Below are 13689 nucleotides of genomic sequence, written 5' to 3'. Positions count from 1 at the left end.
ATCGGCGCGCTCAAGCGTTTCGCGCCGCTGCTCCTGGCCCTGCTGGCGCTGGCCGCGCCCCAGGCCTTCGCCGCTGATCCGACGCAACTGACGGCGATCACCGTGACCACCAACCCGCAGGGGCAGCAGGAGTATTCGGTCAGCCTGCAGATCCTGCTGATCATGACGGCGCTGAGCTTCATCCCGGCGTTCGTCATGCTGATGACCAGCTTTACGCGGATCATCATCGTCTTCTCCATCCTGCGCCAGGCGCTGGGCCTGCAGAGCACGCCGTCGAACCAGGTGCTGATCGGCCTGGCCATGTTCCTGACGCTGTTCGTGATGGCGCCGGTGTTCGACAAGATCAACAGCACCGCGCTGCAGCCCTATCTGAACGAGCAGATCCCGGCACAGGAAGCGATCACCCGCGCCGAGGTGCCGCTCAAGGCCTTCATGCTGGCGCAGACCCGGCAATCGGATCTGGAGCTGTTCGTGCGGCTGTCCAAGCGCACCGACATCGCCAGCGCCGACGCCACGCCCCTGACCATCCTGGTGCCGGCGTTCGTCACTTCGGAGTTGAAGACGGCCTTCCAGATCGGTTTCATGATCTTCATTCCGTTCCTGATCATCGACCTGGTGGTGTCCAGCGTACTGATGGCGATGGGCATGATGATGCTCTCGCCGCTGATCATCTCGTTGCCGTTCAAGATCATGCTGTTCGTCCTGGTGGACGGCTGGGCACTGATCATCGGTACGCTCGCCGGCAGTTTCGGGACGGTCTAGCGATGAACCTCTCTGCTGAACGACAGGAGCAGCCATGACCCCCGAAGTCGCCGTCGACCTGTTCCGTGAAGCGCTCTGGCTGACCGCCGTAATCGTCGGCGTTCTGGTGTTGCCCAGTCTGCTGGTGGGCCTGATCGTGGCGATGTTCCAGGCCGCCACTCAGATCAACGAGCAGACCCTGAGCTTCCTGCCGCGCCTGCTGGTGGTATTGATGACCCTGATCGTGCTGGGGCCCTGGCTGCTGCGGCAGCTGATGGAGTACACCCAGTCGCTGATCACCAGCATCCCGACGCTGATCGGCTGATGCTCGAGCTCAGCAACGCGCAGATCGGCGGCTGGATCGGGGCCTTCCTGTTCCCGCTGTTCCGCATCGCAGCGATGTTGATGGTGATGCCGATCATCGGCACCCAGCTGGTGCCCACCCGTGTGCGCCTCTACCTGTCCGTGGCGATCGCCGTGGCCCTGGTGCCGAACCTGCCGCCGATGCCGCAGGTGGACGCGCTGAGCCTCAAGGCGATGGTCTACATCGCCCAGGAAATCCTCGTCGGCGCCATGCTCGGCTTCGTCCTGCAGTTGATGTTCCATGCCTTCGTCATCTCCGGGCAGATCATCTCCATGCAGATGGGCCTGGGTTTCGCCTCCATGGTCGACCCCACCAACGGCATTTCCGTGCCGGTGCTGGGGCAGTTCTTCACCATGCTGGTGACGCTGCTGTTCCTCTCCATGAACGGCCACCTGGTGGTGTTCGAGGTGCTGGCGGAAAGCTTCAACACGCTGCCGGTGGGCGAGGGGCTGTCGAGCAACCATTTCATCACCGTGGCCGGGAAGCTCGGCTGGGTCCTGGGGGCCGGGCTGATGATCGCCTTGCCGGCGATCACCGCGCTGCTGGTGGTCAACCTCGCGTTCGGCGCCATGACGCGCGCCGCGCCGCAGCTGAATATCTTCTCCATCGGTTTCCCCCTGACCCTGGTCATGGGGTTCGTCATTGTCTGGATTGGCAGTGCCGACATTCTGACTCAGTACCAGGCACTGGCCAGTGAAGGCCTGCGCCTGCTTCGCGAACTCGTGGGGGCCCGCTGATGGCCGAGAACGACAGTAGCGAAGACAAGACAGAGGAACCTACAGAGAAACGGCGCCGCGACGCGCGCGAGAAAGGGCAGCTACCCAGGTCCAAGGAGCTGAACACCCTGGCCGTGCTGCTCGCCGGCGCCGGTGGTCTGCTGATGTTCGGCGCCAGCCTCGCCGATGCGCTGCTGCGCCTGATGCGCGGCAGCTTCGAGTTCGACCGCGCCACGGCGATGAACAGCGAGAGCATGCTCAACCTGCTGATCGCGGGTGCGAAGATCGGCGCCGACGGCGTCTGGCCGATCCTCGCCGTGTTGCTGGTGGCTGCGCTGATCGGGCCGGTGGCCCTGGGCGGCTGGCTGTTTTCCGCCGAGGCGCTGGCGCCCAAGTTCAGCCGGATGAACCCGCTGGCGGGACTCAAGCGCATGTTCTCCTTGCGCTCGCTGACCGAGTTGCTCAAGGCGCTGGCCAAGTTCGTGCTGGTGCTGATCGTGGCGATACTGGTGCTCAAGTCCGACCAGGACGACCTGCTGGCGATGTCCCACGAGCCGCTGGAGCAGGCCATGGTGCACAGCGCCAAGGTCGTGGGCTGGAGCGCCTTCTGGCTGGCCTGCAGCATCATCTTCATCGCCGCCGCGGACGTTCCGTTCCAGCTCTGGGACAACCGCAAGAAGCTGATGATGACCAAGCAGGAGGTCAAGGACGAGTACAAGGACTCCGAGGGCAAGCCGGAGGTCAAGGCCAAGGTCCGCCAGATGCAGCGCGAGATGGCCAACCGACGCATGATGCAGGCGGTGCCCCAGGCCGACGTGGTGATCACCAACCCGACCCACTTCGCCGTGGCCCTGCAGTACGACGCCGAGAAGGGCGGCGCACCGCGCCTGCTGGCCAAGGGCAACGACTTCATGGCCCTGAAGATTCGCGAGATCGCCCAGGAGCACAAGGTCACCGTGCTCGAATCCCCGGCGCTGGCGCGGGCGGTGTACTACTCCACCGAACTCGATCACGAGATTCCCGCCGGCCTCTACCTGGCGGTCGCCCAGGTGCTGGCCTATGTCTACCAGCTCAAGCAGTACCGCGCCGGCAAGGGCAAACGCCCGGGGCCGATGCCGGACCTGCCGATTCCGCCGGATCTGCGCCGCGACGAGTGAGGGTGAAGTGCTGCAACAGTGAAGTGCAGCAGTCTCGTGAGGCGCCGCTTGCCATTCTCAATACACGGCAGAGGTGCTTGGGGCCGCTAACGGTTGCCCCTTGAAGCGCCCGGCGAGTTCACGCAGCGAGCGCATCAGCAGGCTGGTATCGACGCCGACGGCGACGAAGTTGCAGCCCAACTCCAGGTAGCGCCGGGCGAGCCGCTCATCGGCGCTGAGGATGCCGGCGGCCTTGCCGGCTCGCCGGATACATGTGATGGCATCCTCGATGGCGGCCTGGACTTCCGGGTGCCCGGGGTTGCCGCGATGGCCCATGGCTGCGCTGAGGTCCGCTGGGCCGATGAATACACCATCGACACCGTCCACGGCGGCGATGGTGTCGAGGTTGGCCAGACCCTCGAGGTTTTCCACCTGTACCAGCAGGCACATCTGCGCGTCGGCTTCGTCCAGATAGGCAGGGATATTGTTCCAGCGCGAGGCGCGGGCCAGGGCGCTGCCAACACCCCGTACGCCAAAGGGTGGATAACGCATGGCGCGCACCAGTTCGCCCGCTTGCTCGGCGGAGTCGACCATGGGGACCAGAAGGGTTTGCGCTCCGATGTCGAGCAACTGCTTGATCAATGCCGTATCACCGAGTGCCGGACGAATGATCGGCTGTACCGGGTAGGGCGCCACCGCTTGCAGTTGGCCGAGCAGACTGCGCAGGTCGTTGGGGGCGTGTTCGCCGTCGATCAACAGCCAATCGAAGCCGGCGTTGGCCGACAGCTCCGCGCAATAGGGGTCGGCCAGGCCAAGCCACAGGCCGATCTGTGGCTCACCGGATTGCAGGCGTTGTTTGAAGACATTGATGGGCGTGTGCATGGGCCTCACCTCACACAAAGCGGCAAGAGATGCTGCCGAGCTGGTCGTAATCGACATGGAAGGTGTCCCCTGGCGCCGCGGCCACCGGGCGGGTGAAGGAGCCGCCAAGAATCACCTGGCCGGGCAGCAGGGTGACGTCGTAGGGCGACAGTTTGTTGGCCAGCCAGGCCACGCCCTTGGCCGGATGATTGAGCACGGCGGCCGAGACTCCGGATTCCTCTATTACGCCGTTGCGGTAGAGGATCGCAGGTACCCGGCGCAGGTCGATATCGCTGGGCCGCACCGCACGGCCGCCCATCACTACACCGGCGTTGGCGGCGTTGTCGGAAATGGTGTCGAAAACCTTGCGTGTGGCTTGGGTGTCAGGGTCCACTTGTTGGATGCGTGCGTCGATGATCTCCAGTGCGGGGATCACCCACTCGGTGGCGTCTAGGACGTCGAACAAGGTGACGTTCGGACCTTTCAGCGGCTTGCCGAGTATGAATGCCAGCTCCACTTCCACGCGCGGCACGATGAAGCGGGTGAAGGGGATGTCACTGCCTTCGTCGAAGAACATATCGTCGAGCAGCACGCCGTAATCGGGTTCGCTGATGTTCGATGAGACCTGCATGGCGCGTGATGTCAGGCCGATCTTGTGCCCTTTGAGCACGCGGCCGTCAGCGATCTTGCGTTCAACCCACATGCGCTGGATGGCATAGGCGTCGTCGAGGCTGATGTCGGGGTAGTCGAGGGAGAATTGCCGTACCTGCTGGCGCGAGCGCTCGGCGGCATCGAGGCGGGCGGCGGCTTTCTGAATGAGTGTGGCGTCGAGCATGGTGGGGTTTCTCAGCGAGGGTTGACCACGGCGGCCGGGGCCCGCAGGACCAGGGCGGCGCCGATGGCGATAAGGCTGGCCAGGACGAACAGGGCCAGGCTGGAACTGTGGGTGGTGTCGCGCATCCAGCCGATGAAATAGGGGGCACCGAAGGACGCGATACTGCCGAAGGAGCTGATCAGGGCGATGCCGGCCGCCTGGGTGCGGTCGGCGAGAAAGGCCGGCGGCAGTTGCCAGAACATCGGTAGCGCTGCGCTGGCGCCCATCCCGGTGAGCACCAGCCCGCTGAGTACCAGCGTGGTGTTGCTGGGCAGCAGGCCGGTGAGGGTCAGGCCGGCGGCAGCCATCAACAACGGCACGGCAAGATGCCAGCGCCGCTCGCGGCGGCGATCCGAGGAGCGCCCGAGGCCGATCATGAACACGCAGCCAGCCAGGTAAGGCAGGGCGCTGAGCAGTCCGACGCGACCATCGGATGCGATGCCGGTACCGTGGATCAGGCTGGGCATCCAGAACGCCAGGGTGTTCACCGCGAGCATCACCGCGAAGTAGATGGCCACCAGCAGCCAGACATGGCGATCACGGAAGATGCCGCTGAAGGAGGTGATCTGCTTGCGTTGTTCCTCGCTGTCGAGTTGCTCGCGCAACTCTGCCTTCTGCACCTCGCTCAGCCAGCCCACGCGCTCGAAGCTTTCCGGCAGGCAATGCCAGACCACCATGCCCAGCAGCACGACTGGCAGGCCTTCGATGAGGAACATCCATTGCCAGCCGCGTAATCCGAGGAAGTCATGGAAGCCTTCGAGAATCCCGCCGGACAGCGGTCCTCCGATGACCCCCGCCATGGGCACGGCGATGGCGAACAGGGCGGTGACCTGGGCGCGGCGGTTGGCCGGGAACCAGCGGTTGAGAAACACCAGGATGCCAGGGAAGAAGCCCGCCTCGGCCACCCCCAGCAGCAGGCGCAGGGCGTAGAATCCGGAGGCGCTCTGTACCAGCAGCATGGCGCTGGAGAGCAGGCCCCAGGTCACCATCAGGAAAGCAATCCAGCGGCGTGGGCCGACGCGTTCTAGCATCAGGTTGCTGGGCACGCCGAATAGCGCATAGGCGACGAAGAACAACCCGGCACCGAGGCCGTAGACGGTGTCGCTGAAGTGCAGGTCGGTACTCATCTGCAGCTTGGCGAAACCGATGTTGATGCGGTCCAGATGGGCGAAGACGTAGCACACCAGCAGCAGCGGCATCAGTCGCCAGAGCACTTTCTGGTGAGTGGCAGTGGCGCGGGAGGATGGGGCAGTGGTGGTAACGGGAGTGGCTGTGCTCATGATGTTGTCTTTATTGTGTGAGTGGCCGATAAGGGCAACGAGCGTCAGCTCGTCTGCCCCGAGAGAAAGGCGTGGACGTTGTTCTGCTTGTAGTTGAGCTCGGCGTTCAGCTCGCTCATTTCGAACGACAAGGCCAGTAGCCGACGCTGCTGGAGCGTCGCGAAGTGCGCGGTGATGACCTGAAAGAGCGCCTCCGCGACGTGTCGGCGAGTTTCCAGGTCGCGTCCCGCTCCCACTTTCAGGCTCATGTGAGCGAAGGCGTAGTCCTGTTGGCCGTCGGCCATGCGCCAGGTATCCAGGCGTATGGCGCGGCTGCGGATTCCGCCGAGAGGGAAGATACCGCTCGCACCAAGGGACGCGTGGACCTTCTCGAACAGACTGGGTAGGTTCGCCTCGGCTTCGATGTTGTGCGTGTACTCGACGATGAAGTGCGGCATCCAGAGGGCCCTCAGAGTCGGCTGGCGGAAGGGCCGCCGGCAGGATTGCCGGCTTGTGCGGCGGGAATCGCCGAGCCGTCCTGTGCGGTCACCGGGAGCACCACGTTGATCTGCCCGGTACCGGAGGAGCCGAAGTAGGGCGTCACCACTTCGGCACGGCCGTCGTAGGCCGACCAGCCCAGCGCGCCGAGGAGCATCGCGGTGTCGTGCATGAAGCCTTCGCCATGGCCCTTGGCCGCGTATTCCGGAAGCATGTCGCAGAAGGTTGACCAATCACCCTGCTGCCACATCTCTACCACCCGGTGGTCGAGGGTTTCGAGGAACGGGCTCCAGATCTTGTCGGCGAATTCCGGGGCTTGGCCGTTCTGGGCGAAGCGATGGCTCAGTGAGCCGCTGGCGAGGAAGGCCACTGTGCCGTCGTAGTGCTCCTCGACCGCCTTGCGCATGGCCCAGCCCAGTCGCGCACTGTCGTTGAGGTAGTGCACGGTGCATAGCGCTGAGACCGAGATCACCTTGAAGTGGCGGTCTTGGTTCATATAACGCATCGGCACCAAAGTGCCGTACTCCGGCCCGAGGGTGGTGGCGTCGTGGGCCAGTACGTTGACACCCAGGGCATTGCAGCTCTGCGCGAGGATGCGCCCGAGTTCAGGGTTGCCGGGGAACTCGTACGCCATGTTGGCGATGAAGTGCGGCAGTTCGTTGCTGGTGTAGAGCCCCTGGAAGTGTGGCGCGCAGTTGATGTGGTAACCGGCGTTGACCAGCCAGTGGGTATCGAACACGACGATGGTATCGACACCCAACTCGCGGCAGCGGCGACCGATCTCGTGGAGTCCGTCGATCGCCGGCTGGCGGCTTCCCTGGCGTGGGCCGGGCAGTTCGGAGAGGTATAGCGACGGGACGTGGGTGATCTTGGCAGCCAGCGCGACTGTGCCCATGGTGGTTCTCCTGGTGCGGGGTGCCGCCTGTAGGGCACCCGGATTCTTGTGATTGTTCTCTGCACGCCGGCGATGCTGGCGGCCTTGGGTGGCCGCTCTATCGTCGAGCCGTTTCCTAGACGCCCCAGCGGGGAATGGGATGGCTACCCATGGAAATGCAGACGTTCTTGATCTCGGCGAAGACCTCGAAGCTGTATTGCCCGCCTTCACGGCCAGTGCCCGAACCCTTCACGCCGCCGAATGGCTGGCGCAGGTCGCGGACGTTCTGGCTGTTGATGAACACCATGCCGGCTTCGATGCCGCGTGCCAGGCGATGTGCCTTGCCGATGTCCTGGGTCCAGATGTAGGAGGCCAGGCCGTACTCGGTTTCGTTGGCCAGCTTTAGCGCTTCGGCCTCGTCCTTGAACTTCATCAGGCAGACCACTGGGCCGAAGATTTCTTCCTGCGCGATGCGCATGCGGTTGTCCACGTCGGCGAACACCGTGGGCTGGATGAACTGTCCTCTGGCCAAGTGCGCTGGCAGGTTGGCCGGGCGTTCCAGTCCGCCGGCCAGCAGGCTGGCGCCTTCCTCGATGCCGAGGCGGATGTAGCCGGTGACCTTGTCATAGTGGGCCTGGGTGATCATCGAGCCGACCTGGGTCTTCGGATCCTGCGGGTCGCCGACGATCAGGCGCTTGGCACGGGCGGCGAATTCGGCGACGAACCGGTCGTAGACCGTTTCCTGGATGAAGATGCGGCTGCCGGCAGTACAGCGTTCGCCGTTCAGCGAGAAGATGGTGAACAGCGCGGCGTCAAGGGCCCGGTCGAGGTCGGCATCATCGAAGATCAGCACCGGCGACTTACCGCCCAGTTCCATCGAGTACTTCTTCAGGCCGGCGGTCTGCATGATTTTCTTGCCGGTGGCGGTACCGCCGGTGAAGGAGATGGCCCGTACGTCCGGGTGGCGCACCAGGGCGTCACCCGCGCTGGCGCCGTAACCCTGCACTACGTTGAGCACGCCGGGCGGGATGCCGGCCTCCAGGGCCAGACGGCCCAGTTCGTTGGCGGTCAGGGGCGAGAGCTCGCTCATCTTCAGTACTGCGGTATTACCCAACGCCAGGCACGGCGCGGTCTTCCAGGTGGCGGTCATGAATGGCACGTTCCACGGCGATACCAGGGCGCAGACACCCACCGGCTGGTACAGCGTGTAGTTGAGCATCTGATCGTCCACCGGGTAGCTGTGGCCGTCCATGCGCGTGCAGACCTCGGCGAAGAACTCGAAGTTGTGCGAGGCGCGGGGGATTAGCACGTTTCGGGTCTGGTGGATCGGCAGGCCGGTGTCGAGGGTTTCCAGTTCGGCGAGGTTGGGCACATTCGCTTCGATCAGTTCGCCCAGCTTGCGCATCAGCCTGGCGCGCTCCTTGGTCGGGGTGTTGGCCCATTTCGGGAAGGCTTGCTTGGCCGCTGCCACGGCTTGGGCGATTTCCTCGGCGCCGCCGCTGGCGACTTCGCCTATGGCTTCGCCGGTAGCCGGGTTGTAGTTGGTGAAGGCTTCTTTGCTCTCGACCTCGCGGCCGTTGATCCAGTGCTTGATCATGCGGGTATCTCTGTCTCGATTAGGCGCGGGCGCGGTTCGCGAAGAACTCGGCCTCACTGACGATGTGGTTGACCAGGCGGCCGACGCCTTCTACTTCCACCACCACTTCATCGCCCGGCATCACGTCGGCCAGGCCTTCGGGTGTGCCAGTGGCGATCATGTCGCCCGGCTGCAGGGTCATGAAGCTGGAGAAGTATTCGATCAGGTAGGGGATGTCGAAGATCATGTCGGCGGTGCTGCCTTCCTGCTTCAACTCGCCATTGACCCAGGTACGCAAGGTCAACCGCGAGGGATTGGGCACCTTGTCGGCGCTGATGATCCAGGGACCGACCGGGGTGGTGGCGTCGCGGTTCTTCACCCGCAGGTTGGGTCGGTAGTAGTTCTCCAGGTAGTCACGGATGGCGTAGTCGTTGCAGACGGTGTAGCCGGCCAGGTAGGCGAGGGCGTCCTCACGCTTGACGTTACGCGCCGGCTTGCCGATGACCGCCACCAGTTCGCACTCGTAGTGCATGTAGGCGACGCCATCCGGCCGCCAGGTAACCTGGTTGTGGCCGGTGTAGGTGCCACGCGACTTGATGAACGCCAGCGGCTCGGTGGGTGCCTTGAAGGCCAGCTCGGCGGCATGGTCGGCATAATTCAGGCCAAGGGCGAACATGCTGCCGGTGGCCGGTGGCAGCCACTCCACCTGGTGTTCGCCGAGCAGTTGGCCATCGGCCAGGCGCACGGCGTTGGCAGCTTCCACGGTGACTGCGTGGATGGCGCCCTGATAGCGGATACGTGCGTGTTTCATCTCAGGCTTCCTCCGCCACGATGTGATTGACCAGACGGCCCAGCCCTTCGATTTCCACTACTACCTCGTCACCGGGCTGCACATCGACGCGGCCCTCGGGGGTGCCGGTGAGGAGCACATCGCCGGCGTGAAGCGTCATGAACTCACTGATCTCGGCGATCAGCCGAGGAATGCTGCGCAGCAAATTGGCGGTGCTGTTGTGCTGGCGCTCCTTGCCGTTGACCAGCAGGCGGATCGGCAGGGCATGTGGGTCGGCGATCTCGTCGCGGCCGACCACCTCGCTGCCCAACGGGCAGAAGCCGTCGCGGCATTTGGCTTTGACCGCCGGGCGGTAGTAACTGTCTTCCGGCAGGCTGAACTCGTTGACGATCACATAGCCGGCCACATAGTCCATGGCCTGGTCTTCGCTGACGCGGCTGGCGTCACGAGCGAGCACGACACCCAGCGCTGGGCCCGGTTGCAGACGCTCGACTCCGGCGGGAAAGACCACCGCCTGGCCATCGCCGTTGCGGGTGTTGGGGGTCTTGATGAACAGCACCGGCTTGAGCGGCGGCCGTTGGTAGGGAGCTTGCTGGAACTCTTCCAGCCGGCTGTGCAACAGGCCCTGGTAGTTCAGCGCGACGCCGAACAGGGTGCCGTTGGCGACTTCACTTGCTGCGCGACGCATGGTGTTCGCTCCTGGGTTGCTTGTCGGGGCCGCAGATGTCGCGGTGCGATAGGAATGGCTATTTCGTTAATATGTGAATGTTATAATTAACATGTTAACAATGGTCAAGCCCTGAGCATCGATAGCTGCGTGAAAGGGCGCGGAGGTTTTTGCCGTTGCGAGTTACTGGCGTGACCTCGGGCTTTGCGATCCTTGGGATGGATGACAGCGTTGCGCGGGCTGACACCTTGTTGGTTAAATCCAGCCTTTATCGATTCGAACAGGCGCTATATGCCAAGTCCTCGTCCTTCTCTGACCCTCACGCTGCTTCAGGCCCGCGAAGCGGCCATGGCGTTTTTCCGTCCAATGCTCAATCAGCATGGATTGACGGAGCAGCAGTGGCGGGTGATCCGAATCCTGCGCCAGAACGGCGAGATGGAGAGTTACCAACTGGCCGACCAGGCCTGCATCCTCAAGCCGAGCATGACCGGTATGCTGGTGAGGCTGGAGCGTGACGGAATCGTCAAGCGCTGGAAGTCGCCGCAGGACCAGCGTCGCGTCTACGTCTGCCTGACCGAGCAGGGGCAGCAGGCGTTCGTGGCGATGAGCGAGGGTATGGAAAGCAACTACCAGAAAATCCAAGATCAGTTTGGGGCCGAGAAGCTGCAGCAGCTGTTGGCGCTACTGGATGATCTGAAGAAGATCGAGCCCTGACTGGGTCGCGTCTTACCGGCAGGAAGGTCCGAGATGGCACGACGCCCACCGATTCCCAATATCGATATCGGTCAGGTCTACGACCTGCGTTACGCCGACTCGGAGGTTCATTACGAAGAGTTGGGCAAGCTGGCGGATTTCTTCGGTCGCAACATGCCGGTGCATCGTCACGACCGCTACTTCCAGGTGCACTACGTCAAGAGTGGGGCTGTTCGGGTTTTTCTCGATGAGCAACAGTACCACCAGCAGGGCCCGCTGTTCTTCCTCACGCCGCCGACCGTTGCCCATGCGTTCGTCACCGAGCCTGGCAGTGATGGTCACGTCCTGACCGTGCGCCAGCAATTGATCTGGCCATTGCTCGAGCCGGAGCAGGGGCTTGCCAGCGGGCCGCAGATTGCACCGCTTTGCGTTGCTTTCAGCGAATTGGAGGAAAGTTTCCAGGCCGAGGCACGGCGCCTGGATAGCTTGTTCGAATTGCTGCGTGACGAGTTTCGCGCCCAGCGCCCGGGCCGCGATGCCGGGCTGAGCCTGCTGACCCGCCTGATCTTCATCAGCCTGTTGCGTCTGTCGAGCCGCTCGCTACAGGCACAACCGACACGGCGCGACGACTTGCAGTTCTTCCAGCGCTTTAACGTGCTGATCGAGGAGCGCTACGCTGAACACTGCTCGTTGTCCGTCTATGCATCGCAGATCGGCGTCACCGAAGCGCGACTCAACGATATCTGTCGACGGGTGTCAGGGCTTCCGTCCAAGCGTCTGGTTCATGACCGATTGATGCAGGAGGCCAAGCGCCTGCTGTTGTTCACCGGGTTGTCGATCAATGAGATCTGCTACCAGCTCGGCTTCAAGGATCCTGGCTATTTCAGCCGCTTCTTCACCCGCAATGCGGGTCTGGCGCCAGGGGAATATCGCCAGCGTCGCCTCAATGACAAGGAAGACGCTTGGCGCTAGCCGACGCCATGCCGTGGTAGGCAGTGGCCGCCGCCAGAGGGTATCCGCAGATGGTCGGCCAGTTGGGTCAGAACAGTGGGAGTGTGTAGCCGAGGATGATGCGGTTTTCGTCGATATCCGTGCGCAGGCCGTCGCCGGAGCGGAAGGTGGCGTTGCGCAGGCGAACGTTGAAACCCTTCAGATAACCATCCTGGAATGCGTAGGCAAGATCGGTGTCACGCTCCCACTCGCTACCGTCACGCACTGTCGCCGTCTGCACGTTCTTGCCGTAGACGTAACGGGTCATGAAGGTCAGTCCAGGCATGCCTAGCGCCGCGAAATCATAGTCATAGCGTGCCTGCCAGGCGTCAGTGCCGGCCTTGGTGAAGACGTTGATCGTGACCAGGTTCACCGAGTACGGGTCCAGCCCGGGATAGGCGAAGTCGCCATCGCCGGAGAGGTTCTGGTAGCCGACGCCGAACTTGTGCGCCCCGACACCGAGGGTGAGCATGCCGTTGAAAAAGCGGTTGTCGATGCGCCCTCCATCCACCCGGTTTGCGCTGCGGTAGCGGTGGTCGCCAGCCTCTACGGTATCGAAGTAGCGCAGATCGGTTTTCAGGCTGATGCCTTCGCCGAGGCTGGCGTTGTGTACCAGGCCTGCGTAGTTCTGCTGATAGATATCCTCCATCTGCGCGTAGTAGTAGCTCAGACTCAAATTCGGTGTGACGGCATAGGTTCCGCCCAGCAGGTCGAGGTGCGCGCTGTCCACGCCGGTGTAGTTCATCTCCTCGTTGTGCGACGAGTCTCTGCGGTTGATCTTTTCCAGGCGTCCGGCATTGAGTGTCAGTCCTTCTATCTCCTGCGAGGTGAGCAGACCGCCGGCATAGGTGGACGAAAGCAGCCGCGTGTCGTTGTAGGCAGCCACCGGCAATTGTGGCTGCAGCGTGCCGACGCGCAGCACGGTGTTCGAGGCACGCAGCTTGGCGGTCAGCCCCAATTCGCTGTAGGTGTCCTCCGGTTCGCCATGGCTGTCGTAGGGCAGGAGACCGGTGCCGTGTCGATCACGGCTGGAGTCGAGTTTGATCGCCGTTTCCCCGATGGCATCCAGACCGACGCCCACGGTGCCATCGGTGAAGCCGGAGACAAAGCGAGCCGTGAAACCTTGAGCCCATTCCTCTGCCTTGGACTGTGGCGCACCGCTCTGACGGAAGTCACGGTTCATGTACATGTTGCGGGCCTCGATGCTGGCCGTGCTGTCGCTGATCAGATCGGCCTGGGCGCCGGAACTGATGCCCCAGACGGTGGTGAGCAGACAGGGGAGATGAGAGAGGCTGCGGTTTTTCCTGATCATTGTTCTTGTCTCTAGGAAAAGGGAGGTTGGCGCCATGGTCCCTCTGTTGCGGGGATGTGGCGTGCCTAATCTAGGGTCTTGTTAAGATATTAACAATATGCCTGTGTAGCCGTATCTCAGATATCCAGTTCGTATGGAGAATTTTATAATTTCACAAATTATTGATTTTAAATGAAATATTTATTTCATAACCGTCGAGTCGACGATTTGGCTCGTGCGGAATTTTGCACAATTGTGATCACAGTCAATTAACTTATTAACCTGTTCTCTGCCAAGGGGAACGGCCGAAGGCATACCTGTAACGGCGCCATCCCAGGCTCTCCGGCGATTTGTGCAGG

The 13689-nt window shown here is 62.8% G+C and carries 15 protein-coding genes; 6 read left to right on the top strand and 9 right to left on the bottom strand.

Annotated elements, in window-relative coordinates; genetic code table 11:
- The first annotated feature begins 33 nt into the window (after nt 1-33).
- The 4 genes from fliP to flhB are packed head-to-tail and all read left to right on the top strand — an operon-like array spanning nt 34 to nt 2978.
- Nucleotides 34-762: a flagellar type III secretion system pore protein FliP gene (gene fliP, locus A9513_RS26990; RefSeq protein ID WP_231387635.1), complete on the top strand. Its 729-nt coding sequence runs from the start codon at nt 34-36 to the stop codon at nt 760-762.
- 34 nt (nt 763-796) lie between these two features.
- Nucleotides 797-1066, top strand: a complete 270-nt coding sequence (gene fliQ, locus A9513_RS26985; RefSeq protein WP_024764963.1) for a flagellar biosynthesis protein FliQ — start codon at nt 797-799, stop codon at nt 1064-1066.
- A complete protein-coding gene (fliR, locus tag A9513_RS26980) occupies nt 1066-1842 on the top strand; it encodes a flagellar biosynthetic protein FliR (RefSeq protein ID WP_024764964.1) in 777 nt (258 codons plus the stop codon). The genes fliQ and fliR overlap by 1 nt, the downstream gene beginning before the upstream one ends.
- Nucleotides 1842-2978, top strand: coding sequence for a flagellar biosynthesis protein FlhB (flhB, locus tag A9513_RS26975; protein ID WP_024764965.1), 1137 nt, complete (start codon nt 1842-1844; stop codon nt 2976-2978). Before fliR ends, flhB begins: the two co-directional genes overlap by 1 nt.
- 57 nt (nt 2979-3035) lie before the next feature.
- Here the strand turns inward: flhB and hpaI are convergent, their stop codons facing one another.
- From hpaI to A9513_RS26935, 8 genes are all read right to left on the bottom strand, one after another.
- Nucleotides 3036-3839, bottom strand: a complete 804-nt coding sequence (gene hpaI, locus A9513_RS26970; protein ID WP_065086097.1) for a 4-hydroxy-2-oxoheptanedioate aldolase — start codon at nt 3837-3839, stop codon at nt 3036-3038.
- Nucleotides 3840-3849: 10 nt separating this feature from the next.
- A complete protein-coding gene (hpaH, locus tag A9513_RS26965) occupies nt 3850-4653 on the bottom strand; it encodes a 2-oxo-hept-4-ene-1,7-dioate hydratase (protein WP_065086096.1) in 804 nt (267 codons plus the stop codon).
- 11 nt (nt 4654-4664) lie between these two features.
- Nucleotides 4665-5972: an MFS transporter gene (locus A9513_RS26960; protein WP_065086095.1), complete on the bottom strand. Its 1308-nt coding sequence runs from the start codon at nt 5970-5972 to the stop codon at nt 4665-4667.
- A 44-nt stretch (nt 5973-6016) separates the two neighbouring features.
- Nucleotides 6017-6409 carry a 5-carboxymethyl-2-hydroxymuconate Delta-isomerase gene (locus tag A9513_RS26955; protein WP_065086094.1) on the bottom strand — a complete coding sequence of 131 codons (393 nt, stop codon included), beginning with the start codon at nt 6407-6409 and terminating at the stop codon, nt 6017-6019.
- Nucleotides 6410-6420: 11 nt separating this feature from the next.
- Nucleotides 6421-7344: a 3,4-dihydroxyphenylacetate 2,3-dioxygenase gene (hpaD, locus tag A9513_RS26950; RefSeq protein WP_065086093.1), complete on the bottom strand. Its 924-nt coding sequence runs from the start codon at nt 7342-7344 to the stop codon at nt 6421-6423.
- Between the two features lie 115 nt (nt 7345-7459).
- Nucleotides 7460-8920 (bottom strand): 5-carboxymethyl-2-hydroxymuconate semialdehyde dehydrogenase, encoded by a 1461-nt coding sequence (gene hpaE / locus A9513_RS26945; RefSeq protein WP_065086092.1) that lies wholly within the window; start codon nt 8918-8920, stop codon nt 7460-7462.
- Between the two features lie 19 nt (nt 8921-8939).
- Nucleotides 8940-9710 carry a fumarylacetoacetate hydrolase family protein gene (locus A9513_RS26940; protein ID WP_065086091.1) on the bottom strand — a complete coding sequence of 257 codons (771 nt, stop codon included), beginning with the start codon at nt 9708-9710 and terminating at the stop codon, nt 8940-8942.
- A 1-nt stretch (nt 9711) separates the two neighbouring features.
- Nucleotides 9712-10377: a fumarylacetoacetate hydrolase family protein gene (locus A9513_RS26935; RefSeq protein WP_065086090.1), complete on the bottom strand. Its 666-nt coding sequence runs from the start codon at nt 10375-10377 to the stop codon at nt 9712-9714.
- A gap of 270 nt (nt 10378-10647) precedes the next feature.
- Here A9513_RS26935 and hpaR point away from each other — a divergent pair, with 270 nt between their 5' ends.
- Both hpaR and hpaA read left to right on the top strand, forming a co-directional pair.
- On the top strand, nt 10648-11070 hold the full coding sequence (gene hpaR / locus A9513_RS26930) for a homoprotocatechuate degradation operon regulator HpaR (RefSeq protein WP_065086089.1): 423 nt from the start codon (nt 10648-10650) through the stop codon (nt 11068-11070).
- 33 nt (nt 11071-11103) lie between these two features.
- Nucleotides 11104-12021, top strand: a complete 918-nt coding sequence (gene hpaA / locus A9513_RS26925) for a 4-hydroxyphenylacetate catabolism regulatory protein HpaA (RefSeq protein WP_065086088.1) — start codon at nt 11104-11106, stop codon at nt 12019-12021.
- A 67-nt stretch (nt 12022-12088) separates the two neighbouring features.
- On the opposite strand, the gene A9513_RS26920 is transcribed toward hpaA, so the two are convergent.
- On the bottom strand, nt 12089-13351 hold the full coding sequence (locus tag A9513_RS26920) for an OprD family porin (protein WP_083196236.1): 1263 nt from the start codon (nt 13349-13351) through the stop codon (nt 12089-12091).
- Between the last annotated feature and the right edge of the window lie 338 nt (nt 13352-13689).

Source organism: Pseudomonas sp. AU12215, assembly GCF_001675465.2.
Lineage (GTDB): Bacteria > Pseudomonadota > Gammaproteobacteria > Pseudomonadales > Pseudomonadaceae > Pseudomonas > Pseudomonas nitroreducens.
This window is presented reverse-complemented; position numbering and strand designations above follow the sequence as displayed.